This is a genomic window from Acidovorax sp. (assembly GCF_016783915.1).
Taxonomy (GTDB): Bacteria; Pseudomonadota; Gammaproteobacteria; order Burkholderiales; family Burkholderiaceae_C; genus Acidovorax.
Map to the genome: position 1 here is coordinate 33,612 of NZ_JADHVT010000004.1, position 24,079 is coordinate 57,690.

Consider the following 24,079-nt stretch of genomic DNA (forward strand, 5'->3'; position numbering starts at 1 on the left):
TTTATATCGTTTATCAAATCTCTACCATGACCACTGCCCCCACTACCCCCAGTACCGTTGTTGTGCCCGCCGCACCTGCAGCCCCGACCACAAAAGCAGCCAAGCCGACCAAGCCAGCATCAGCCGTCAAGGCCCCCAAGGCAGTCAAACCAGCCAAAAAGGCCGTGGCAAAAAAGGCCTCTACCCCCAAGCCAGCTGTGGCGACCAAGCCAGTCGAGGCAGCAACTGCAGCAAAGCCAGGCAAGGCCAATGAGCCCAAAGCCAAAAAGCCCAAGTTGGTGCGTGACAGCTTCACCATCCCCAAGGACGAATACGCGGTGCTCGGCACCTTGAAAGACCGCGCCACGGCACTTGCCCATCCCGTCAAGAAAAGTGAGCTGCTGCGTGCGGGGCTCAAGGTGTTGGCGGGGCTGTCAGACAGCGCGTTGCACAGCGCCTTGCAAGCTGTGCCCTCCATCAAGACCGGTCGCCCCAAAGCCGATGTGGCAGAAGCCATGCCAAAAGCCGCAGCTAAGACAGCGGACAAGGCCAGCGGCAAAACAGGACGCAAGTGAAGTAGGCCCCAAGGCACCGCACGCCTTGGGCGAGGATCCTCACAAGTCCGCTGGCATTTGTGGGTGAATCAAAGAAACTCCGGTGACTGCACTGCCATCAGCACGGTCTGGCTGTGGTCCCAGCGCTGGCGCTGGCGCAGCCACCACACGGAGCCCTTGCGCACAGGGCACTCGGGGGCCTGGAGTTGCAGCAACTGGGCAACGGTCTGGCCTAGCATGGGCTGGTGCCCCACCACCAGTACCGCGCCCTTAGCGTGCGGCCATTGCACAAGCTCCAGCAAATCCTGTGGTGTTCCGCCTGGCAACAACTCGGCACGCATCTTGAATTTGCGTCCCAAGGCATGGGCAGTCTGCTCAGTTCGCCGTGCTGGACTTGCCATCACCCTGAGGCCTTCCGGCAGTTGACGATCAAGCCAGGCGGCCATGCGCGCCGCCTGCTTCTCACCCCGGCTGGTAAGAGGGCGGGCAAGGTCATCGCCGCCATCTCCGGCCTCTTCCGCTTCGGCATGACGCCAAAGAATCAAATCCATCATGCGGCCCCTGGCTCCTCGCGGCCGAGGGCAGGCCGCGGCCCATAGCGCACCATCAACGCGTTCTGCGCACCACGACCGTCCACAGGGTGCGCAGCGCGGTCATAAGTGCCGCCGGCGTTCAACGTCCAGGCGTCCCGGTCATCACACAGGTAGGCCACCAAACATTCGTCGATGATCTGCTGGCGCAACGTGGCGTCGGTGACCGGCCACGCCAGCTCCACGCGGCGCATCATGTTGCGGTTCATCCAGTCGGCACTCGACAGATAGAGGTCTTCCTCGCCGCCCGCGCGGAAATAGAAAACACGCGTGTGCTCCAGGAACCGGCCAATCACCGAGCGCACCCGGATGTTGTCAGTCACTCCAGGCACCTGCGCGGCCAGCATGCAGGCCCCGCGCACAATCAGATCGATGCGCGCGCCACGCTGCCCGGCGAGGATCAACGCTCGCATCAGCCCCTCGTCGGTCAGGGCATTCATCTTGGCCACAATCCGTGCGTCTTCTCCACGGCTTGCCGCCTGCCCCACGCGCTCGATTTTTTCTATCATGCGGCGGTGCAGATGGAACGGTGCAAGCATGAGCTTGCGTAGCTTGGGCGGCCGGTTCTGGCTGGCGAGGTGATTGAAAACACCATCCATGTCGGCGGTGGTCTCTTCATCTGCGGTGAGGTAACTCAGGTCGGTATACAGCTTGGCCGTGCGCACGTTGTAGTTGCCGGTGGACAGGTGACCGTAGCGGCGCAACTGCCGCCCTTCGCGACGTGTGACAAGCAGCATTTTGGCGTGGGTCTTGAGGCCCACCACGCCGTAGACCACCTGCGCACCAATCGACTCCAGCGCCTCAGCCCAATTGATGTTGGCCTCTTCGTCAAAGCGTGCTTTCAGCTCCACCACCGCCATCACCTCCTTGCCCCGGCGTACCGCCTCGCTGAGCAGGTCCATGAGTTCGGAGTCGGAGCCTGTGCGGTAGATGGTCTGTTTGATGACCAGCACCTGCGGGTCGTTCACGGCCTCCCGCAAGAACGCGAGCAAACCATCAAAGCTCTCGAAAGGCTGGTGGATCAACACGTCGCGCTGGCGCAGCTGATCCATGATGGACACCCCCGGCTGAAGCTGCCTCGGCCATGCGGAGCTCCAAGGCGGAAACAGCAACGAGGGATCGTTCACCAAGTCCACCAGCTGATTCAGGCGCACGAGGTTCACAGGACCATGTACACGGTACAAGGCCGCGCTGGGCAGATCAAATTGCTCCAGCAAAAAGTCGTACAGGAAGCGGGAGCAACCTGCAGAGACTTCCAGCCGAACAGCCTGTCCGTAGTGGCGGTGCTGCAGGCCCTGCCGCAAGGCAGTGCGCAGGTTGCGCACATCCTCTTCGTCCAGTGCCAGATCGGAATGGCGCGTGACACGAAACTGCGAAAACTCCGTCACCTCCCGACCAGGAAAGAGGTCTTCCAGGTGGGCCCGCACGATGCTCGACAAGCTGACGAACAATGCCCCATCGGGCGCTACCTTCTTCGGCATGCGGATCAAACGGGGCAAGGCGCGCGGCACCTTCACGATCGCGATTTCGTTCTCGCGCCCAAAGGCATCGTGTCCCTTGAGGCGCACAATAAAGTTCAGCGACTTGTTGGCCACCTGGGGAAACGGATGGGCAGGGTCTAGCCCCACCGGAATCAACAAGGGGCGGACCTCGCGCACAAAATACTCGTGTACCCAGCGCCTCTGCTCTGCGGACCGGTCGCCGTGCGCAACGATACGGATGCCATGTTGTGCAAATGCGGGGACCAGCGCTTCGTTGTATAGGGTGTATTGCCGCTCCACCAGGTCGTGCACCTGGGAAGATAGGGCCTCAAAAGATGCTGCGGTGTAGAGGCCCTTGGTCTCACCCTTCTTAGCCGCCGTGATGTGCGCTGCCGCACGCACTTCAAAAAACTCATCAAGGTTGGACGACACGATGCACAGATAGCGCAGCCGCTCCAGCAGCGGAACATCCGTGCGGACCGCCCAATCGAACACGCGTTCGTTGAATGCCAGGATGCTGTGGTCCCGGTCCAGAAACATGTGGGGCGTAACGCCAGCAGCAACCCCTACCGACGAAAGATCATTGTCATGTGACAAGGTGTGCGAGGAATACCCCACAGCATCGGTGTGCTCGGGCTGCAGAGGGACAGAATCAACAGGAGGCAGGGGCGGCATGGATACGCGGGTGCAGCAATTGCAGGATCGCTGCAGTATTTAACGCCCAGATGACAACTGCGTGACAGACTTTGTGACAGACACAAAAACTCCCTGTTCGCTGGAGCGGGCTGGTACCAGATACTGCTGAAACAATCTTGCTGCATGGGCCCAGGTGAACTCCAGCGCCCTGCTGCGGGCCTCGGTGCGCGGAATGGCTAAAGCCTGCTGCGCGGCGACCAGCAGGCTGTCATGCAATACACCACCCACAGGTGCCTTCCCGTCTCCAGCCCCCAGCACCTCACGGGGGCCGTCTTCAGGAAAGGCAGCGACCGGTGTGCCACAAGCCATCGCCTCCAGCATTACCAGCCCGAAGGTCTCTGAGCGGCTGGGAAACACAAAGACATCGGCCGAGGCGTAGACCTGTGCCAGCGCCTCCCGGTCCAGGATGCCGAGCCAGCGCACCTGAGGGTACTTGGCTTTCAGCCGCGCTTCCAGCGGACCTACACCGCACACCACTTTGGTTCCCGGCATGTCTATCTGCAAAAAGGCATCAATGTTCTTTTCATATGAAAGGCGGCCTACGTACAGCGCTACAGGATGAGCCAACACGCCAGTGAGCGGACTCTGGCATACCTCGCCGTGAAAGCGAAACGCCTGGGTGTCCACACCGTGCGTCCACAAACGAAGTTGACGAAAGCCTCGCTGCTCCAGCATCTGCAAGACGCCCTGTGTAGGCACCATTACCCCTGACGAGGGGCGGTGAAAATGCCTGAAAAGTGCATAGCCCCAACCCAGCGGTATGCGCAGGGCAGCCTGAAGAATCTCGGGGAACCGCGTATGAAAGGCTGTGGTGAAGGCCAAACCACGCTTGAGACAGTAACGACGCCCGGCCCACCCCAAAGGCCCTTCGGTGGCCAAATGAACGGCATCGGGCTGCAGGGCGTCCAACTTGTGAGCGAGTAATTTGTAGGGTCGCACTGCCAGATCAATGCCCGCATAACCAGGGCACGGACGGGTAGCAAACTGGCCTGGATGCAGCACATGCACGTCATGCCCGACATCCTCCAGCTCCCGCACCAGCTCCACCAACGTGGTCACCACGCCATTGACCTGTGGTAGCCATGCATCGGTCAGCAAAGCGATCTTCATGCGGACACCTGTGTGGTCTGGCTCGACAGATTGGCCGCAGGCATAGCTGGCCATTGCAACAGCTCCAGTCGACCATCGAGATGCTCGACGAGTGCCGTGTGGCTCTCCACCCAGTCGCCATCGTTGCAATACAAGGTGCCGCCAATCTCGCGCATCTCGGCGCGGTGAATATGTCCGCAGACCACTCCATCATGCCCACGGCGACGGGCCTCTGCGGCCACCGCCACCTCAAAGTCGGTGACGTAGTTAAGCGCCTTTTTCACCTTGCCTTTCAGGTATGCGGACAGCGACCAATACGGCAGTCCCATGCGTGCCCTGAGCGTGTTGAGATGGCGATTCAGCCTGAGCGTGAACTCATACAGGTTGTCACCGACATAGGCGAGCCATTTGGCGCACTGGATCACGCCATCAAAGTGGTCACCGTGCGTGACCCACAGGCTGCGCCCATCAGCAGTGGTATGCACTGCATCAGACACCACCTCGATACCACCAAAAGAATGCCCCACAAATGCCCTGGCAAACTCGTCGTGGTTACCAGGAACAAACACTACGCGGCACCCCTTGCGCGCACGCCGCAACAGCTTTTGCACAACATCGTTGTGGGCTTGCGGCCAGAACCACCGGCGACGCAACTGCCACCCATCCACGATGTCACCCACCAGGTACAGATGGTCGCTGGGATGGTGCTTCAGAAAATCCAGCAGCGCTACAGCCTGACAACCCGGTGTGCCGAGATGCAGATCCGAAATGAACACCGCGCGATATCGCTGTTGGCCGGCGAGCGATGCATGCGCGTCGGGCTCTGCATCCTGCGGCACCAGGGACTCGTTCAACCAGGGGCCCAGGGCGTCGAACGCGGCACGCACCGGTCAAGCTCCCAGAAAATGCTTGCGATAGCGGGGATGCAGGTCCGCCAGCCGCATCAGCATGGGCAGGTCGGCTGTATTGAAGTCCGGATCCCAAGCAGGCGCCCCCAGCACGCGGGCTCCCAGTCGCAGGTAGCCCTTGATCAGGGCGGGGGGGTCCACTGCAATGGAGCCATCCAGATGCTCCACAGGCAGCGGCAGGCGTGGCAGCACGTGGTATTCGATCGGTGCCAGGTGGGTCTTGCGCACTTGCTGCCAGATGCTGGCAGCAGCGTCGCCGCTGACCACCCCATTGTGGAGCATCGGAATGCTCGCGCAGCCAATCATCGTGTCGAGTTCGTTGCGTACCATGAAGTCCGCCAACGCACTCCACAGAGCCATGATCACGCCGCCGTGGCGGTGATCGGGGTGCACGCAGCTACGGCCCAACTCCACCATGCGCGTGCGCAGCGTGCGCAAGCGCGTCAGGTCGAACTCGGTATCGCTGTACGTTCCGCCCACCCGTTTGGCCTGCGCGGGCGTCAGCACCCGGTAAGTCCCAATGACTTGCTGACTGTGGGCATCGCGCACCAGAAGGTGCTCGCAATAGTCGTCAAACAGGTCCACATCATGCCCAGGAATGGGGGTCGTCAATCGAGCGCCCATCTCTGCCGCAAACACCTCAAACCGCAGGCGTTGCGCCTCACGGACTTCGTCTACATGCCTCGCCCAAGTCACCTCGATAGCGCCACGCGCCGGGGCAACATGCGCCGCGCCCGGCACAACGCCAGGACGCTGAACAATACCGGTGCCAGCCGCCTCAGGCGATGTGGACAACTGCATCAAAGTGGGCAGGTCGTTCATGGACAACGTCTCCTTCGGTAAGAACGGGCACAGCTGGAATTTCCTAGAGGAGCGGCAATCCGCTTTCCTGGCCGGGAGTGTGAAAGCCGCGCATGACACCCCCATGTCTCCGTTATGTCAAAGCCATGACACACCGCCGTGACCATTGACACAGGCCCCGCCAACGACCTGCATAATTGATTGAGGAACTCCACCGTGTCTTCACCCGCCCTGCCCCCCACCCGCAGCCCCATCGCAGTCTTTGTGGCAGTGTTTGTGCTGGCAGCAGCCTGTGCTGGGGCAGTGGTCTGGACGCTGGAACGCCAGGAACGTGCGCAGCAGCGCATCCAGGCGGCCGATGTGGCGGGCGATCATGTGCAGGCGCTGCAACGTGCCATCGAGTTGGCCCTATCGGCCAACAACACCCTGGTGGCACTGGTGCGCCAAGGCCACGGCAACGTACCTCAGTTCGAGGAAATTGGCATGCAGATGCTGCCGTTCTATCCGGGTATCGCGGCCATGGGTCTGTCCCCGGGAGGGGTGGTGCAGCAGGTCGTACCGCGCAAGGGCAACGAGAATTCGATTGGTTTTGACCAGCTCAACGATCCCCGCCAAGGGGCGGAGTCCGCGCGCGCACGCGAATCCGGCCTGCTGACACTGGCGGGCCCTATGGAGTTGGTGCAGGGCGGCCTGGGGGTCGTGGGGCGCCAACCGGTGTACCTGGAAGACGACCTGGGGCGCCGGAACTTCTGGGGGTTCACTTACGTCACCATCCGCCTGCCCGAGGTGCTGGCCACAGCCCGGCTACCCCAGCTCACGGAACGGGGTTTCCACTATCGACTGTGGCGTGTTCGCCCCGACAACAAACAGGAGCAGACGATTGCGACGTCTGACCCTCCGCCCACGAGCGACGCCGTAGGACGATCGCTGACCCTGCCCAATGGCCAGTGGACGCTCAGTCTGGCCCCTGCCAAGGGGTGGGGTGCGCCGGACGTGCTGGCCCTGCGCTGTGCAGTGGGTTTGCTGTTTGCGTTGTTGATGGGCTACCTCGCGCGCTTGCTGGTCGAATTGAAGGCGCACGAGCGCGGCCTTGCTACACAGGTGGCCCAGCGCACCTCCGAAATCCAGGCCACGCAGCAGCAGCTGAGCGCGACCATCGACGCCATTCCCGATCCGTTGTTTGAATTCGATCAGGATGGCCGTTATTGCAGCGTACATAGTCCCCGCGCCGAGTTGCTCATGGGCCCTGCTGACCAGTTGATCGGCCGCCATGTCACAGACGTGCTGCCCGCACTGGCCGCACTGACTGTGATGGATGTGCTCCATGAAGCACATTCCCAGGGCTGGTCCACCGGACGGCAAATCATGCTGGATCTGCCCGGCCTGGGGCCCACCTGGTTCGAACTTTCTGCGGCCCGCAAGACAGGCTCAGCGGGGGGGAAACCCCGCTTCATTCTGCTGTCCCGTGACATCTCTGAACGCAAGCGCTCACAAGAACAACTGCAGCTGACAGCCCAGGTATTTGACCAGAGCGGCGAGGCCATCGTGATCGCCGATGCAGCCCACACCATCGTGCGCATCAATCGGGCATTCAGCCGTATCACAGGCTACACAGAGGCGGAGGCCGTAGGGCGGTCGATGCGCCTGCTCACGGTGGCCGAGTCCACCCGCGACTTCAACGCTGACTCGGTGTACGCCCACCTGACTCAGCAGGGGCACTGGGAGGGTGAGGCCTGGGGCCGCCGCAAGGATGGATCGACCTACCCACAGTGGCTGTCCGTGAGCAGTGTGCGTGACGGCAACGGCAGTACCACCCACTCCATTACTTTGTTCCGCGACATCACGCTTCAGCGCGAGGCGCAAGACCGCATCCAGCGGCTCGCGCATTTCGACCCCCTCACGGACCTGCCCAACCGCGCGCTCCTGTCCGAGCGTGCCCAGCGCCACATTGAACAAGAGCAAGCGCGGGGCGGAACACTGGCCCTGCTGTTCCTGGACCTGGACCATTTCAAGAACGTGAACGACTCCCTGGGGCACCGTATTGGCGACATCCTGCTGGTGGCCGTCGCGCGACGGCTGGAGTCGCTGCTGGGCCCGCAGGACACCGTATCGCGCCTGGGGGGTGATGAATTTTTGTTGCTACTGCCTGCTGCCTCGGCCGTGCAAGCGGCCGACGTAGCCAACCGGTTGCTGATCGCCGTGGCACAGCCGTTTCAGGTCGAGCCTTACGAACTCACAACCACACTGTCCGTGGGCATAGCCATGTATCCCGCGGACGGAGATTCGTTCGACACCCTGTACCAGCGAGCCGATGCCGCCATGTACCGCGCCAAGCAAAGCGGGCGCAACCGCTTTGGCTTTTTCACTGCAGACCTGGAAGCTCGTACAGCCCGGGCCTTGCAGATCGAAAACGCACTGCGCCGGGCGCTGGAACGCAATCAGTTCGAGCTGCACTACCAACCCCAGGTATCACTTACCACGCGCCAGGTGGTCGGAGCCGAGGCGCTGCTGCGCTGGAGCCACCCCGAGCTGGGCATGGTGTCCCCGGCAGAATTCATCCCCGTGGCAGAGAGCAGCGGCATGATCGTCGCAATTGGCGAGTGGGTGCTGAACACTGCCGTGCATGACACCAAGCGCTGGCTGGACCTGCAATTGCCACTGCGGGCTGTGTCTGTCAACCTGTCGGCGGTGCAGTTCCGTCACCCACAGTTGCCTGAAATGGTGACGCGCTGCCTGCAACAGGCTGGACTGCCCGCCCGCCGGCTGGAGCTGGAACTGACCGAGGGCGCTGCAGTGGACGACCCCGCTGCGGCACTGGCCATGATGGACCAATTGCATGACCGGGGCGTGCGGCTGTCGATGGATGACTTTGGCACAGGATATTCGTCGTTGAGCTACCTCAAGCGCTTCCAGATCTACAAGCTCAAGATCGACCAGTCGTTTGTGCGCGACCTTGACGATGATGCCAACGACCGGGCCATCGTCAGCGCAATCATCCGCATGGCACAGGCACTGGGCATGCAAACCACTGCCGAAGGGGTGGAGACCGATGGCCAGCTGGAGTTTCTGCGCGCGCAGGGCTGCGACGAAGGGCAGGGTTACCTGTTCAGCCGCCCTCTGGCGGCCGATGCATTTGAAGCCTACCTGCGGGAACACCTGGCCCGCTGACAACTCGGGTTGAACGCATCAGGCGCCTTGTCGCTCAGGCGCGTTGAAGGTTGAAGAGCTGGACTGGCGGCTGTCGTACGGCAGAACATGTGGCACCGCACCTGAGGCATACCCTCAAACGGCTTGTAAGCTGCCGCTGCTACACTTTGGCACAATTTTTGAGGCCATCTGGCCCTGCCGCCGTTCTGGTCTTATGTATTCGCTGTTCAGCACTCCGCCCTCGCAGCGCGCCGGAGTGCCTCCTGACACCCCACTGCAACGCACCCTGCGTGAACAACAGACCCTCCTGGATAGCGCGGGAGTGGGTATCGTGTTCCTGCGCCAGCGCAGCGTGGTGCGCTGCAACCAGCGATATGCCGAAATTTTTGGCTATGGCAGCCCTGCCCGCTTGGTAGGACTCAATACCGAGGCTTTCTACCCAGACCGCGATGCCTTTCGGGATCTGGGGCGCACCGCCTATCCCGTGCTGGCGCAGGGGCAGTCATTTCGCATCGAACGTCAGCTGCGCCGCCGTGATGGCACGCTGTTCTGGGGCAGCCTCACAGGAAGGCTCATCAATCCACACGACATCGGTGAGGGCTCGATCTGGATCGTGGACGACATCGATGAGCAAAAGCGTGCCCAGGCCGCACTGAATGCCGCTGTGCGCGAAAAACAATTGCTGTTTGACAGTGCCATGGTCGGCATCGTGTTCCTGCGCGACCGGTATTTGACCCGCTGCAACCACCACTTTGAGCAGATGCTGGGCTTCGAGCCGGGTGAACTCATGGGCAGTTCATCGCGCCGCTGGTACGCCAGCGACGCAGCCTGGCAAGAAGTGGGCCGCCGCTGCTACCCGTCGCTGGTGGCAGGACAGTCGTACGAGGGCGAGGTGGAGCTATGCCGCAAGGACGGTACCCCCGTGATCTGCGAAGTCCGCAGCAAATGCATCGATCCGGCGGACCCTGCCCAGGGCACCATCTGGATCACCATGGACATCACCGACCGCAAACGCGCACAGGCGGTGTTGGCCCAGGCCCATGAGGAGCTGGAGCGGCAGGTGCAAGACCGCACGCGCGAGCTGCGCGAGACGGTGGAAAACCTGCACCGTGAAATCAATGACCGCAAGGCCGACCAGGAGCGTATCTACTGGCTGGCTCACTACGATGCACTGACTGGCCTGCCCAACCGGGCCCTGCTCGCGGAACGTGCGCAGCAGGCCATTCAGGTGGCCCAGGAGAACCAGACACCGCTGGCCGTCATCTTCTTGGACCTGGATCACTTCAAGCACGTCAACGACTCTCTGGGTCACCGGGTAGGCGATGTGCTGCTGGTCGAGATTGCCAAACGCCTGCGCGCTGTGGTGCGCGACAAGGACACGGTGTCTCGCCTGGGAGGGGATGAGTTCATCCTGCTTCTGCGGGGCGCTGATGCGCGGGGCGCAGCCCGGGTCGCCAGCAAGTTGCAGGAGGCATCGCGTCAGCCGTACCAGATCGACCATCACGAGCTCACCATGGCCCCGTCGATGGGCATTGCGCTGTTCCCCCAGGACGGGCACGACTTCGACACGCTGACCCAATCGGCCGATGTGGCCATGTACCGTGCCAAGCTGGATGGGCGAAATACCTTTCGCTTCTTCACCCCCGAGATGCAGGCTCAGTCGGTGCGTGCCTTGCAGCTCGAAAACGCATTGCGCCGCGCCCTGGAGCGCGAGCAGTTTCACCTGCACTACCAGCCTCAGATGCACCTGGCCACGGGCACTGTACGCAGTGTGGAAGCCCTGCTGCGCTGGCAACACCCCCAGCTGGGTGCAATTTCTCCGGGAGAGTTCATTCCCATCGCGGAAGACAGCGGGCAGATTCTGCAAATCGGCGAGTGGGTGCTGCGCACAGCACTGGCCCAGCTCAAGACATGGCGCAGCTGCGGATTTCCCGAACTCACAATGGCGGTCAACCTCTCGGCCATCCAGTTTCGCCAGCCACAACTGCCAGAGCTGGTAAGTCGGGTGCTGGCGGAGTCAGACCTGCCCCCTGATTCGCTGGAATTGGAGCTGACGGAGGGCGTGGCCGTAGATGACCCCCATGCGGCAGTTGCCACCATGGACCAGTTGCATGCACGTGGGGTGCGAATGTCGATGGACGACTTCGGCACGGGCTACTCGTCACTCAGCCAGCTCAAACGATTCCAGATCTTCAAGTTGAAAATCGATCAATCCTTTGTGCGCGACCTGGGCAACGACAGCAACGACCGCGCCATTGTCAGCGCCATCATCCGCATGGCGCAGGCGCTGGGCATGCGGACCACGGCGGAGGGGGTGGAAACCGAGAGTCAGCTGGCCTTTTTGCACGAACAAGGTTGCGACGAAGCGCAGGGCTACCACTTCAGCACGCCGCTGCCAGCAGAACAGCTGGAACGCTTCATGCGGCAACACACAACGGCGCACTAAGGGGCTGCGGGGCCACTCATGGCGAGGCAGGGACCGCTGCGTCGCCAAGCCCCCAGAATTCAACCCGCGCGGGCGGCGTCAGCCAAGCGCTGCGCGCAAGAGCTGGCCAATTGCGCGTCGCGCGCCTCCACCATCACCCGCAGCAGAGGCTCGGTGCCACTGGCGCGGATCAGTACGCGGCCCGAGGAGCCCAACTGCTGCTCAACCGCGTGCGTGGCCTCTGCCAGTACGCGGTTGGCCTTCCAGTCCTGCCCTGGCGCCAGACGGACGTTGAGCAAGACCTGCGGGTAGAGCGTGATGTCTGCCAACAGCTGAGCCAGCGTGCGGCCACTGCGCACACAAGCCTGCAGCACCTGCAGGGCACTGACCAGACCGTCGCCGGTGGTGTGTCGGTCCAGGGCCAGCAGATGCCCGGACCCCTCCCCGCCCAACACCCAGTGGTGGCGCGCCAGTTCTTCCAGTACGTACCGGTCACCGACCTTGGCGCGTACAAACTTCACTCCCTTGGCCTGCAGCGCCACCTCTACCGCCATGTTGGTCATCAGCGTGCCCACCACGCCAGGCACGTGCTCGTCACGGCCCATGCGGTCTGCGGCCATCAGGTACAGCAGCTCGTCACCGTTGTACAGCCGCCCCGTGGCGTCCACAATCTGCAACCGGTCTGCATCGCCATCCAGCGCAATGCCGTAGTCGGCACGGTTGGCACGGACAGCGCGTACCAAGGCGTCGGGGTGTGTGGCCCCCACTTCCTGGTTGATGTTGAGACCATCGGGTGCACAGCCAATCGACAGCACCTCTGCACCCAGCTCGTGAAACACCTTGGGCGCCACCTGGTACGCAGCACCGTGGGCGGCATCCACCACGATCTTCAGGCCCTTGAGCGTCAGGTCCTGGGGAAAGGTGCTCTTGCAAAACTCGATGTAACGCCCGGCTGCATCGTCCAGGCGTCGCGCCTTGCCCAGGCTGGCCGAATCGACCCAGACAGGTGGCTCGGACAGTGCGGCCTCCACCGCCAACTCCCAGGCGTCTGACAGCTTGGTGCCTTGTGCACTGAAGAACTTGATGCCATTGTCAGGGTAGGCGTTATGGCTGGCACTGATGACCACGCCCAGACTGGCGCGCTGGGCGCGGGTCAGGTAAGCGACGCCGGGCGTGGGCAACGGCCCCAGCAGCACCACATCCACCCCTGCCGAGTTGAAGCCAGACTCCAGCGCGCTTTCGAGCATGTAGCCCGAGATGCGCGTGTCCTTGCCGATCAGCACCGTGGGCCGCTCCTCCGTGCGGCGCAACACGCGACCCACGGCATGGGCAAGGCGCAGCACAAAATCCGGCGTGATGGGCGGTTGCCCCACGGTGCCACGGATGCCATCGGTTCCAAAGTATTGGCGTGTCATGTTCTAGCGTCTCCTCGTACGGATCTCAGTATGTTGTTGTCGAAGGCAGGGTTTGACGCCCCACTACCCGGCTCCCTGATCGCTGACTCCCTCAGCCAGATCGCTGCATCGCGGACCACACAGCCAGCGCTGTCACCGTCTCGCGCACATCGTGTACACGCACCACCGATGCGCCCCGCTCCACCGACAGCAAGGCTGCGGCCACACTGGGTATCATGCGCTGGTCTACCTCCAGCCCGGTGATCGTGCCCAGCGACGACTTGCGCGACCACCCTGCCAACAGCGGGTAGCCAGCGGCCAACAGCTCGGACTGTCGTGCCAGCAAGGCAAAGTTCTGTTCCACCGTTTTGCCGAAACCAATGCCTGCATCCAGCAGGATGCGAGCCTTTTCGACCCCAAGCGCCAGTAGATTATGCGCCTGCAGCTCTAAAAATGATAGCACCTGGGGCACTACATCCCCCTCCATAGGCGCCTGCTGCATGGTCTGCGGGTCGCGGTGCATGTGCATCAGGCACACGCCACACTGCCGGTGTGCAGCCACCGCCGCCGCAGCTCCGGGCTGTCGCAGGGCCCAGATGTCATTGACGATGTCAGCTCCCAGATCCAGCACAGCGCGCATGACGTCCGGCTTGTAGGTGTCCACCGAAATCGGAACACCCAGCGCCACAGCCTCACGCACCAAGGGAACGACACGAGACAGCTCCTCATCCAGCGGCACAGCAGGGCTACCCGGGCGGGTGGACTCACCACCGATATCCAGGATATCTGCGCCCTCTTTCAACAGCTGTTCGCAATGCCGCAGCGCAGCAACCGTGGAGCCATGGCGCCCACCATCGGAGAAAGAGTCGGGTGTGACGTTGACGATGCCCATGACCTGGGGACGGACCAAGTCAATTGCGAAGCGAGAGGTTTGCCAGATCATGCCGATCACACCCGTGCAGATTTCGAAATAGCGGCTCGATAAAGCATTCCGCAAGAAAAAACGATGGTCCCCATGAAAAACGGGGCACAAGGCCCCGTTCAAACGGCTGGACCGCGAGCCCGGTCAGGCTGCCGTCGGTGCAGTGTCCGTGGCTACAGCTGGAGTGCCGCCACTGGAGTTATCACCACCAGAGGGCGGGGTGCGTGGCGTCCAGTCCTTGGGAGGACGGGGTTCCTTGCCCGCCATGATGTCGTCCAATTGCTCGGTATCAATGGTTTCCCATTCGAGCAAGGCCTTAGCCATGGCGTGCATCTTGTCGCTGTTCTCTTCGATCAACCGGCGTGCCAGGTTGTACTGCTCGTCAATGATGCGGCGCACTTCCATGTCCACCTTTTCCATGGTCTGTTCGCTCATGGTGGTGGTCTTGGTGACCGAGCGGCCCAGGAACACTTCGCCTTCGTTCTCGGCATAGACCATGGGTCCCAGCGCATCCGTCATGCCGTAGCGGGTGACCATGTCACGGGCGATGTGCGTAGCCCGCTCGAAGTCATTGCTGGCACCCGTGGTCATCTGGTTCATGAACACTTCTTCGGCGATCCGGCCGCCGAACAGCATGCTGATCTGGTTGAGCATGTATTCGCGGTCATAGCTGTAGCGGTCCTGCGCGGGCAGGCTCATCGTCACACCCAGCGCGCGGCCACGAGGGATGATGGTGACCTTGTGCACCGGGTCGCACTTGGGCAGCAGCTTGCCGATCAGCGCGTGACCAGACTCGTGGTAAGCCGTGTTGCGGCGCTCTTCCTCGGGCATGACCATGCTCTTGCGTTCAGGGCCCATGAGGATCTTGTCCTTGGCCTTCTCGAAGTCCTGCATCTCGACGGTGCGCGCATTGCGGCGGGCAGCCATCAGGGCAGCTTCATTACACAGGTTGGCCAGATCTGCACCGCTCATGCCGGGGGTGCCACGAGCGATGATGCCAGGGGCCACATCCTGACCGATCGGGATCTTGCGCATGTGCACGTTCAGGATCTGCTCGCGGCCGCGGATGTCGGGCAGCGTCACATACACCTGGCGGTCAAAACGGCCAGGGCGCAGCAAGGCGGCGTCCAGGATGTCAGGGCGGTTGGTGGCAGCCACCACGATGACGCCCAGGTTGGTTTCAAAGCCGTCCATCTCGACCAGCATCTGGTTCAGAGTCTGTTCGCGCTCGTCGTTGCCACCGCCAAGGCCAGCGCCACGCTGGCGGCCCACCGCATCGATTTCATCGATGAAGATGATGCACGGGGCGTTCTTTTTGGCGTTGTCGAACATGTCGCGCACACGGGCCGCGCCCACGCCGACAAACATTTCCACAAAATCGGAGCCCGAGATGCTGAAGAACGGCACCTTGGCCTCGCCCGCAATGGACTTGGCGAGCAGCGTCTTGCCGGTGCCGGGAGGGCCCACCAGTAAAAGGCCACGAGGAATCCGGCCGCCGAGCTTCTGGAATTTTTGCGGGTCTTTCAGGAAGTCCACCACTTCCTTGACCTCTTCCTTGGCTTCGTCGCACCCGGCCACGTCCGCGAACGTGACTTGGTTGTTGTTCTCATCGAGCATGCGCGCCTTGCTCTTACCGAAACTGAAGGCGCCGCCCTTGCCGCCACCCTGCATCTGGCGCATGAAATACACCCACACTCCGATCAGCAGCAGCATGGGGCCCCAGCTGACCAGAAGTGTCATGAGCAAGGAGCCTTCTTCGCGGGGCTTCACGTCAAATTTGACGTTGTGGTTCAGCAGGTCACCGACCAGGCCACGGTCCAGCACCGAAGCATTCGTGCGGATCTTGCGATCGTCGGTGGTGACGGCCACAATCTCACCGCCGCTCAGCCCTTCGGGAATGGTGGCGCTTTTGATGCGGTTATTGCGGACTTCGTCCAGAAACTCGGAATACCCTACGTGGCCTGCGCTGGCGCCGCTGCGGGTGTCAAACTGCTTGAACACCGTGAACAGCACCATGGCGATGACCAGCCATACGGCAATTTTTGAAAACCACTGATTGTTCAAGCGGGGCTCCAGTTGCGGGGAACAGAAAACGGACACACTGCCGTCATGGCACGCATGTGCGGCCCATTTTAGGTCTTTCAAGCCACGAGGCCAGACCTATTCCCCCTCACGCCCATGGAATCAGCACGGACTTTGCGGTCGTAGATCACGGATTCTTGACCTGAGGCAAGCCTGGACAGGCTACTTTTTGAGACCCATGCCCACCAGGAACGTTTCGGACGACTTGTCGCGCGAAGCCTTGGGCTTCAAGGGTTTGACGACCTTGAAGGTCTGCTTGAACAGGGTGACCAGATCGCTGTATCCACTGCCATGGAACAGCTTGACCACCAGGGCCCCCTCCGGTTTCAAATGGTTGCACGCAAAATCCACGGCCAACTCCACCAGATGCGCAATCCGTGCCGCATCGGCCGACTCGATGCCAGACAGGTTAGGCGCCATGTCAGACACCACCACGTCCACCACCCGCCCGTCGAGCGCCTGCTCCAGTCGCTCCAGCACCTCGGGCTCGCGAAAGTCACCGTTCAAGTACGTAACGCCTTCAACAGGCTCCATGGGCAGGATGTCCAGCGCAATGATCACCCCGTTGAGCTGCCCCGCCGCAGCGCCTGCGGGCGACATGCGCCTGCGCAGATATTGGCTCCACGCACCAGGTGTGGAACCCAGATCGACCACCGTATGGCCCGGCTTGATGAGGCCCAGTTGCTCATCAATCTCCTTGAGCTTGTAGGCGGCACGGGCACGGTAGCCTTCCTTTTGCGCCAATTTGACATAGGTGTCGTTCACGTGGTCGTTGAGCCACGCCTTGTTCACCTTCTTGCTCTGGGTTTTGACTTTCATATAGCGGTATTGTCTCTCGACAATCGCTGCAGCTGGTGACTTGAAAGCCTGGCCGCGCACGGGAGGTAGAGTCACTCCACCACGGGCCGCAGACATAATACGGGTATGCCCCAAATTCAACTGACTCCTGCCGAGCGCCGGGAACAACGCGCCAATGCCCACCACCTGGACCCCGTGGTCCTGATCGGTGGCGATGGCCTCACCCCCGCCGTCAAGAAGGAAATCGACGCCGCCCTCAACGCCCATGGCCTGATCAAGGTACGTGTTTTCAACGATGACCGCGTGGCACGCGAGCTGATGTACCAGGAGCTCACCGCTGAACTCAACGCTGCGCCCATTCAGCACATCGGCAAGCTGCTGGTGCTGTGGCGGCCCCAGCCTGTCAAAGAGCGTACCGTCGATGAAGACCGTATGCCCGGCCCACGTGACGTCAAGGTGCTCAAGTACAGCAAACGTGGTGGACAGCGCCCCGAAATCAAGCAGTTGCGCGTGCTCGGCAACCAGCGCCTCACCTCAGGCGGCCAGATCAAGCGCGCCAAGCCCAAGCAAAAATCCATCAAGAAGCGCCAGGCAGACTGATGACCGCTGAAGCAGTATCTGCAACCGTTGCAGCACCTGCCGGCATGGCGCCCACTCGCCACATACTCTGCATGAAATGGGGCACGAAATACGGCCCTGAATACGTCAACCGGCTGTATGCCATGGTGCGCCGACATCTGAGCGGGGACTTCCGTTTTATCTGCCTCACCGATGACAGCACCGGTATCCGCAGCGAAGTGCAATGCCTGCCCATCCCCGCACTGGATCTGCCGCCAGGCATTCCCGAGCGGGGCTGGACCAAGCTGGCCACCTTCAGCGCAGACTTGCATGGCCTGCGGGGCACCGCGCTGTTTCTGGACGTGGATGTGGTCATCACCGGCAGCCTGGATGATTTTTTCACCCAGCATGGCGAGTTCCTGATCATCCATGACTACAAGCGCCCATGGCGCATCACGGGAAACTCGTCGGTCTACCGCTTCGAACTCGGCGCCCACCCTGATGTTCTGGCGTATTTTCGCGAACATTTCTCCGAGATCCGCGCGCAGTTTCGTAACGAACAGGCCTATCTGTCCGACTTCTTGCACAAACAGGGCAAGTTGCAATACTGGCCCGCGGCATGGTGCCCCAGTTTCAAGTACCACGGGATACCGCCGTGGCCTACCAATTACTGGCGCGCACCGTTCGTGCCTGACGGCGCACGCATCGTGATTTTTCATGGGGAATGCAACCCCCCAGACGCGCTGGCAGGCAGGCGCAACCGCCGTTTCCGTTATATCCGCCCAGCCACCTGGGTGGCGGAGCACTGGCACGAATAGGCGCGGAGGCAGGCTGGCCGGTCACTCAGGACGCGACGTTCAGCCTGTAGCAGGTCCGCCGCTGAATCGATCACCTGACATTCAATCGCTGGCGGACGTATCTTCCTCTACCGCGTGGGCTCCTGGCCGAAGCGTTTGCCAGAACACTGCCAAGGCGCAGCCCCATTGCAATGCGTACATCACCGTGCCCACGCTGTGCCACAGGCGAAGGTCCTGACGGGCCACAATGCGGGGCGCCACACCAAACTGGTTGAGCAACGCCAGCAGCAGGCCACCCAAGACGAACAGCATGGCAGCGCGCGCCCAGGGATATTGCGCCACTGCGTGCCGGGGCCTGGACAAGAGCAGCAACACCACACAGCACACCACGGCCACCCAGGTTTGAGCGGCAAACAGCCGGGCCGCCATCTGACCCGCCACAGAAGCGGACGGCAGATAGGCAAACAGCATGGGTACCACCAAAAATCCGATGGTTGTCAGGCTACCCCACCACAAGGCCGCCACCAAAGCGGGAAGTTTCGGGCGCACGCCCAGCCACACGACAGCCATCACACCATCACTGGTAGCTGACCGCCACTACCTCGTAGCGGCGAATGCCACCGGGGGCCTGCACCTCAGCGGTGTCGCCCTCTTCCTTGCCAATCAGCGCGCGCGCGATGGGGCTGGAAATATTGATCAGGCCCTGCTTGAGGTCCGCCTCGTCTTCGCCCACGATCTGGTACCTCACCATGTCTCCGGAATCTTCGTCTTCCAGTTCGACCGTGGCACCAAATACCACCTTGCCGCCACCATCGACCGCGCTGGGGTCGATGACCTGGGCCACTGAGAGCTTGCCCTCAATCTCCTGGATACGGCCTTCAATGAAACCCTGGCGGTCCTTGGCAGCGTCGTAGTCGGCGTTTTCACTCAGGTCGCCCTGCGCGCGCGCTTCGGCAATGGCCGAGATCACCGCGGGACGCTCCACGGTCTTGAGTCGATGCAGCTCTTCCTTGAGCATTTCAGCGCCGCGCTTGGTGATTGGGATGGTGGCCATGCTGTTGAGTCTCCACAAGTCAAAACGGTGAAAGTGCAATGCACTTCCACCGATCGGTCGCCACGCTGCCCCCCCCCGAAAATACCTGGGGGTGCACATGGCACATCTACAAAAGGAAACCGCCGCACGTTGCCGAGCGGCGGTGTCAGATCAAGGGCAGATTATGCCGCTTTTGCTGCGGCTCAAGCCAGCAGTTGGGCGTGCAATTCCTGCACCGAGTACACGTCGAGCTTGTCGAGGTACTTCATGCCTTCCACGGCGGCCTCTGCACCAAAAATGGTGGTGAAGGTCGTGACGCGAGCCAGCAGCGAAGACGTGCGGATGGCCCGCGAATCAGCGATAGCGTTGCGGCGTTCTTCCACTGTGTTGATGACCATGACAATCTCGTTGTTCTTGATCATGTCCACGATGTGCGGACGGCCTTCAGTGACCTTGTTGACCACCACCACCGGTACGCCCGCTTCGGCAATGGCTGCAGCAGTGCCCTTGGTTGCCACCAGCTCGAAGCCCAGCGCCACCAGCTGACGCGCGATATCCACCGCGCGGGGCTTGTCGTTGTTCTTCACGGTGAGGAACACCTTGCCCGAGGTCGGCAGCTTGGTGCCGGCACCCAGCTGGCTCTTCACGAAGGCTTCGCCAAAGGTCTTGCCCACGCCCATCACCTCGCCCGTGGACTTCATCTCCGGACCGAGGATGGTGTCCACGCCAGGGAACTTCACGAAGGGGAACACGGCCTCCTTCACGCTGAAATACGGCGGTGTCACTTCCTTGGTGATGCCCTGCGAAGCCAGCGTTTGGCCCGCCATGCAACGTGCGGCAACCTTGGCCAGCTGGATGCCTGTGGCCTTGGAAACAAACGGCACCGTGCGCGAGGCGCGGGGGTTCACTTCCAGCACGTAGATCACGTCCTTGCCGTCCACTTCCTGGATGGCGAACTGCACGTTCATCAAACCCACCACGTTCAGGCCTTCGGCCATGGCGGCAGACTGGCGCTTGAGCTCGTCCACCGTGGCTTGCTTGAGATAGTAAGGGGGCAGCGAACAGGCCGAGTCACCCGAGTGCACACCGGCTTGCTCGATGTGCTCCATCACGCCACCGATGAAGGTCTTGCCTTCGGGGTCGCGCAGGCAGTCCACATCGCACTCGATGGCGTCGTTCAGGAAGCGGTCCAGCAGCACAGGCGAGTCGTTGCTCACCTTCACGGCCTCGCGCATGTAGCGCTCCAGGTCGCGCTGCTCGTGCACGATTTCCATCGCACGGCCACCCAGTACGTAGCTGGGGCGCACCACCAGGGGGTAACCCAGCGTGGCGGCTTTTTCCAGAGCCTCGGCTTCGGTACGCGCCGTGGCATTGGGCGGCTGGCGCAAGCCAAGGTCGCCCAGCAGCTTCTGGAAACGCTCGCGGTCTTCGGCGGCGTCGATCATGTCGGGGCTGGTGCCAATGATTGGCACGCCCTCGGCTTCCAGGCCCAGTGCCAGCTTGAGCGGCGTCTGGCCGCCGTACTGCACGATCACGCCGTGTGGCTTTTCCTTGTCCACAATTTCGAGCACGTCTTCCAGCGTCAGCGGCTCAAAGTACAGGCGGTCGGAGGTGTCGTAGTCGGTAGAAACCGTTTCAGGGTTGCAGTTGACCATGATGGTCTCGTAGCCATCCTCGCGCATGGCGAGTGCGGCATGTACGCAGCAGTAGTCAAACTCGATACCCTGGCCAATGCGGTTGGGGCCACCACCCAGCACCATGATCTTCTTGTTGTTGGTGGGCGCAGCTTCGCACTCATCCTCATAGGTCGAGTACATGTAGGCCGTGTTGGTGGCGAACTCTGCGGCACAGGTGTCCACGCGCTTGTACACAGGGCGCACGTTGAGGGCACGGCGCGCTTCGCGCACGGCCTTCTCCGAGGTCTTGAGCAGCTTGGCCAGACGGCGATCGGAAAAGCCCTTCTTCTTGAGCGCGCGCAGCGTGTCCGCACTCAGGCTGGCCAGGGCAACCTCGCCCTTGTCCACGGCCAGTTGGTCCAGTTCGAGTTCGATCTTCACGATCTCTTCGATCTGCACCAGGAACCACTTGTCGATCTTGGTGAGGTCGTACACCTCGTCCACCGACAGGCCCATGGCAAACGCATCGCCCACGTACCAGATGCGCTCGGGGCCGGGCTCGCCCAACTCCTTCTCCAGCACTTCGCGGTCCTGGGTCTTTTCGTTCATGCCGTCCACGCCCACTTCCAGGCCACGCAGGGCTTTCTGGAAGGACTCCTGGAAGGTGCGGCCCATGGCCATCACCTCACCCACCGACTTCATTTGCGTGGTCAGGCGGCTGTCGGCCGTGGGGAACTTCTCGAACGCAAAGCGCGGAATCTTGGTGACCACGTAGTCGATCGAGGGCTCGAACGATGCAGGCGTGGCGCCGCCGGTGATCTCGTTCTTGAGCTCATCCAGCGTGTAGCCAACTGCCAGCTTGGCCGCTACCTTGGCGATGGGGAAGCCTGTCGCCTTGGACGCCAGTGCCGACGAACGCGACACGCGCGGGTTCATCTCGATGACGATCATCCGGCCGTCCTTCGGGTTCACCGAGAACTGCACGTTGGAGCCCCCGGTGTCCACTCCAATTTCACGCAGCACCGCCAGCGAGGCGTTGCGCATGATCTGGTATTCCTTGTCGGTCAACGTCTGCGCGGGGGCCACGGTGATCGAGTCGCCGGTGTGCACGCCCATGGGGTCCAGGTTCTCGATGGAGCAGATGATGATGCAGTTGTCCGCCTTGTCGCGGACCACTTCCATCTCGTATTCCTTCCAGCCGAGCAGCGACTCTTCAATCAGCAACTCGTTGGTGGGCGAGGCTTCGAGGCCGCGCTTGCAAATGGTCTCGAACTCTTCGGGGTTGTAGGCAATGCCACCGCCGGTACCGCCCAGCGTGAAGCTGGGGCGGATCACAGTGGGGAAACCCACGGTCTTTTGCACGGCCCAGGCTTCGTCCATGCTGTGGGCGATGCCGGAGCGCGCGGAGCCCAGACCGATTTTGGTCATGGCGTCCTTGAACTTCAGGCGGTCTTCGGCCTTGTCGATGGCTTCAGGTGTGGCACCGATGAGCTCGACCTTGTACTTGTCGAGCACGCCGTTGTGCCAAAGGTCCAGCGCGCAGTTCAGCGCGGTCTGGCCACCCATGGTGGGCAAGATGGCGTCGGGGCGCTCCTTGGCGATGATCTTCTCGACCGTCTGCCAAGTGATGGGCTCGATGTAGGTGACGTCGGCGGTGGCCGGGTCGGTCATGATCGTTGCAGGGTTGCTGTTGATCAGGATGACCTTGTAGCCTTCTTCGCGCAGGGCCTTGCAGGCCTGCACGCCGGAGTAGTCGAACTCGCAGGCCTGGCCGATGATGATCGGGCCAGCGCCGATGATGAGGATCGATTTGAGGTCTGTGCGCTTTGGCATTATTTCTTCTCCATCAGCGCGGTGAAGCGGTCAAACAGGTAGGCGATGTCGTGCGGGCCGGGCGATGCCTCGGGGTGGCCCTGGAAGCAGAACGCTGGCTTGTCGGTGCGCTCCAGCCCTTGCAGCGTGCCGTCGAACAGGCTGATGTGCGTGGGGCGCAGCGTGGCGGGCAGCGAGGCCATGTCCACGGCAAAGCCGTGGTTCTGGCTGGTGATGCTCACACGGCCGTTGTCCAGGTCTTTCACCGGGTGGTTGGCACCGTGGTGGCTGTTGTCCATCTTGAAGGTCTTGGCGCCGCTGGCCAGGGCCATGATCTGGTGGCCCAGGCAGATGCCGAAGGTGGGCACGCCGGCATCAACGATCTGGCGTGTGGCTTCAATGGCGTAGTCGCAAGGCTCTGGGTCGCCAGGACCGTTGGACAGGAACACGCCGTCCGGCTTCATGGCCAGCACGTCGGCCGCAGGCGTCTTGGCAGGCACCACGGTGAGCTTGCAGCCACGTTCGGCCAGCATGCGCAGGATGTTCTTCTTCACGCCGAAGTCGTACGCCACCACATGGAAGCGCGGCGCAGCCTGTTGGCCATAGCCTTCACCCAGCTTCCACTCGGTCTGGTCCCAGGCATAGGTCGAAGGGGTGGTCACCACTTGCGCGAGGTCCAGGCCCTTCATGCTGGGCGCAGCCTTGGCAGCTGCCAGGGCTTCGTCGATGCGCGCCTGCGTGACGGACTCACCGGCCGCCAGACCCAGGATCGCGCCGTTCTGCGCACCCTTGTCGCGCAGCAGGCGGGTGAGCTTGCGGGTATCGATGTTGGCAATGGCCACCGTCTTTTCGCGCACAAGGTACTGCGAAAGCGTTTCGGTGGATCGGAAGTTGCTGGCCAGAAGGGGCAGGTCTTTGATGATCAGGCCTGCAGCATGGACCTTGTCGGCTTCGATGTCTTCCGCATTGACGCCGTAATTGCCGATGTGCGGATACGTCAGGGTGACGATCTGCTGGCAGTAGCTGGGGTCGGTGAGGATTTCCTGGTAGCCGGTGATGGCGGTGTTGAACACCACTTCACCGACCGTGGTGCCGGTGGCACCGATCGAGTTACCGATAAAGACCGTGCCGTCTGCGAGCGCCAGGATGGCGGGCGGGAAGTTTCCCTTGAGAGACAAAAGCACTGGGTTCTCCGGATGGTTACGGTCGCCCGGCGCCTGCAGACCACTCGCACACTCGAAGCGCGATGGTGCCAATGGCTGCTCTCAGATGGGTTGTTGCTTTGGGTGCGGTCGGGCGACGCTGTTGCGAGAAAAGCTCCCGATTATACCCTCCGTCGCTGACACCTCCGCAATGCACGCCTTGCATAACCCTGATACCAGCGTCTATGACCTGCG

General features: G+C 62.0%; 18 protein-coding genes. 5 read left to right on the plus strand and 13 right to left on the minus strand.

Going from position 1 to position 24,079, the window contains the following annotated elements:
* The first annotated feature begins 26 nt into the window (after positions 1-26).
* On the plus strand, positions 27-554 hold the full coding sequence (locus ISS20_RS01800) for a hypothetical protein (RefSeq protein ID WP_291433140.1): 528 nt from the start codon (positions 27-29) through the stop codon (positions 552-554).
* A gap of 68 nt (positions 555-622) precedes the next feature.
* On the opposite strand, the gene ISS20_RS01805 is transcribed toward ISS20_RS01800, so the two are convergent.
* The 5 genes from ISS20_RS01805 to ISS20_RS01825 form a co-directional block, all read right to left on the minus strand.
* On the minus strand, positions 623-1,087 hold the full coding sequence (locus tag ISS20_RS01805) for a histidine phosphatase family protein (RefSeq protein WP_291433141.1): 465 nt from the start codon (positions 1,085-1,087) through the stop codon (positions 623-625).
* Entirely contained in the window at positions 1,084-3,144 is a 2,061-nt protein-coding gene (ppk1, locus tag ISS20_RS01810) for a polyphosphate kinase 1 (RefSeq protein ID WP_291433230.1), read from the minus strand. The genes ISS20_RS01805 and ppk1 overlap by 4 nt, the downstream gene beginning before the upstream one ends.
* A gap of 174 nt (positions 3,145-3,318) precedes the next feature.
* Entirely contained in the window at positions 3,319-4,410 is a 1,092-nt protein-coding gene (locus ISS20_RS01815) for a glycosyltransferase family 1 protein (RefSeq protein ID WP_291433143.1), read from the minus strand.
* Positions 4,407-5,276, minus strand: coding sequence for a UDP-2,3-diacylglucosamine diphosphatase (locus ISS20_RS01820; protein ID WP_291433144.1), 870 nt, complete (start codon positions 5,274-5,276; stop codon positions 4,407-4,409). Before ISS20_RS01820 ends, ISS20_RS01815 begins: the two co-directional genes overlap by 4 nt.
* A 3-nt stretch (positions 5,277-5,279) precedes the next feature.
* A complete protein-coding gene (locus ISS20_RS01825; RefSeq protein WP_291433146.1) occupies positions 5,280-6,119 on the minus strand; it encodes a GNAT family N-acyltransferase in 840 nt (279 codons plus the stop codon).
* Between the two features lie 195 nt (positions 6,120-6,314).
* Here ISS20_RS01825 and ISS20_RS01830 point away from each other — a divergent pair, with 195 nt between their 5' ends.
* Together ISS20_RS01830 and ISS20_RS01835 are read left to right on the plus strand one after the other, a co-directional pair.
* Entirely contained in the window at positions 6,315-9,266 is a 2,952-nt protein-coding gene (locus tag ISS20_RS01830) for an EAL domain-containing protein (RefSeq protein ID WP_291433147.1), read from the plus strand.
* Positions 9,267-9,459: 193 nt separating this feature from the next.
* On the plus strand, positions 9,460-11,691 hold the full coding sequence (locus ISS20_RS01835; protein WP_291433148.1) for a bifunctional diguanylate cyclase/phosphodiesterase: 2,232 nt from the start codon (positions 9,460-9,462) through the stop codon (positions 11,689-11,691).
* Between the two features lie 59 nt (positions 11,692-11,750).
* Here ISS20_RS01835 and glmM read toward each other — a convergent pair whose 3' ends face one another.
* The 4 genes from glmM to ISS20_RS01855 form a co-directional block, all read right to left on the minus strand.
* Positions 11,751-13,085, minus strand: a complete 1,335-nt coding sequence (glmM, locus tag ISS20_RS01840; RefSeq protein ID WP_291433149.1) for a phosphoglucosamine mutase — start codon at positions 13,083-13,085, stop codon at positions 11,751-11,753.
* A 91-nt stretch (positions 13,086-13,176) separates the two neighbouring features.
* Positions 13,177-14,007, minus strand: a complete 831-nt coding sequence (folP, locus tag ISS20_RS01845; RefSeq protein WP_291433150.1) for a dihydropteroate synthase — start codon at positions 14,005-14,007, stop codon at positions 13,177-13,179.
* A gap of 123 nt (positions 14,008-14,130) precedes the next feature.
* Positions 14,131-16,050 (minus strand): ATP-dependent zinc metalloprotease FtsH, encoded by a 1,920-nt coding sequence (gene ftsH / locus ISS20_RS01850; RefSeq protein ID WP_056067227.1) that lies wholly within the window; start codon positions 16,048-16,050, stop codon positions 14,131-14,133.
* 180 nt (positions 16,051-16,230) lie between these two features.
* Complete coding sequence (locus tag ISS20_RS01855) at positions 16,231-16,887, minus strand: RlmE family RNA methyltransferase (RefSeq protein ID WP_291433151.1); 657 nt, start codon at positions 16,885-16,887, stop codon at positions 16,231-16,233.
* 105 nt (positions 16,888-16,992) lie between these two features.
* Here ISS20_RS01855 and ISS20_RS01860 point away from each other — a divergent pair, with 105 nt between their 5' ends.
* Entirely contained in the window at positions 16,993-17,466 is a 474-nt protein-coding gene (locus ISS20_RS01860) for a YhbY family RNA-binding protein (protein WP_056637897.1), read from the plus strand.
* Positions 17,466-18,242 carry a glycosyltransferase gene (locus ISS20_RS01865; protein WP_291433152.1) on the plus strand — a complete coding sequence of 259 codons (777 nt, stop codon included), beginning with the start codon at positions 17,466-17,468 and terminating at the stop codon, positions 18,240-18,242. Before ISS20_RS01860 ends, ISS20_RS01865 begins: the two co-directional genes overlap by 1 nt.
* 81 nt (positions 18,243-18,323) lie before the next feature.
* Here the strand turns inward: ISS20_RS01865 and ISS20_RS01870 are convergent, their stop codons facing one another.
* The 4 genes from ISS20_RS01870 to carA form a co-directional block, all read right to left on the minus strand.
* Positions 18,324-18,791: a DUF4149 domain-containing protein gene (locus tag ISS20_RS01870; protein WP_291433153.1), complete on the minus strand. Its 468-nt coding sequence runs from the start codon at positions 18,789-18,791 to the stop codon at positions 18,324-18,326.
* A gap of 7 nt (positions 18,792-18,798) precedes the next feature.
* Positions 18,799-19,275: a transcription elongation factor GreA gene (gene greA, locus ISS20_RS01875; RefSeq protein ID WP_291433154.1), complete on the minus strand. Its 477-nt coding sequence runs from the start codon at positions 19,273-19,275 to the stop codon at positions 18,799-18,801.
* 182 nt (positions 19,276-19,457) lie between these two features.
* Positions 19,458-22,703: a carbamoyl-phosphate synthase large subunit gene (gene carB, locus ISS20_RS01880; RefSeq protein ID WP_291433155.1), complete on the minus strand. Its 3,246-nt coding sequence runs from the start codon at positions 22,701-22,703 to the stop codon at positions 19,458-19,460.
* A complete protein-coding gene (carA, locus tag ISS20_RS01885; RefSeq protein ID WP_291433156.1) occupies positions 22,703-23,866 on the minus strand; it encodes a glutamine-hydrolyzing carbamoyl-phosphate synthase small subunit in 1,164 nt (387 codons plus the stop codon). Before carA ends, carB begins: the two co-directional genes overlap by 1 nt.
* Positions 23,867-24,079: the final 213 nt, after the last annotated feature.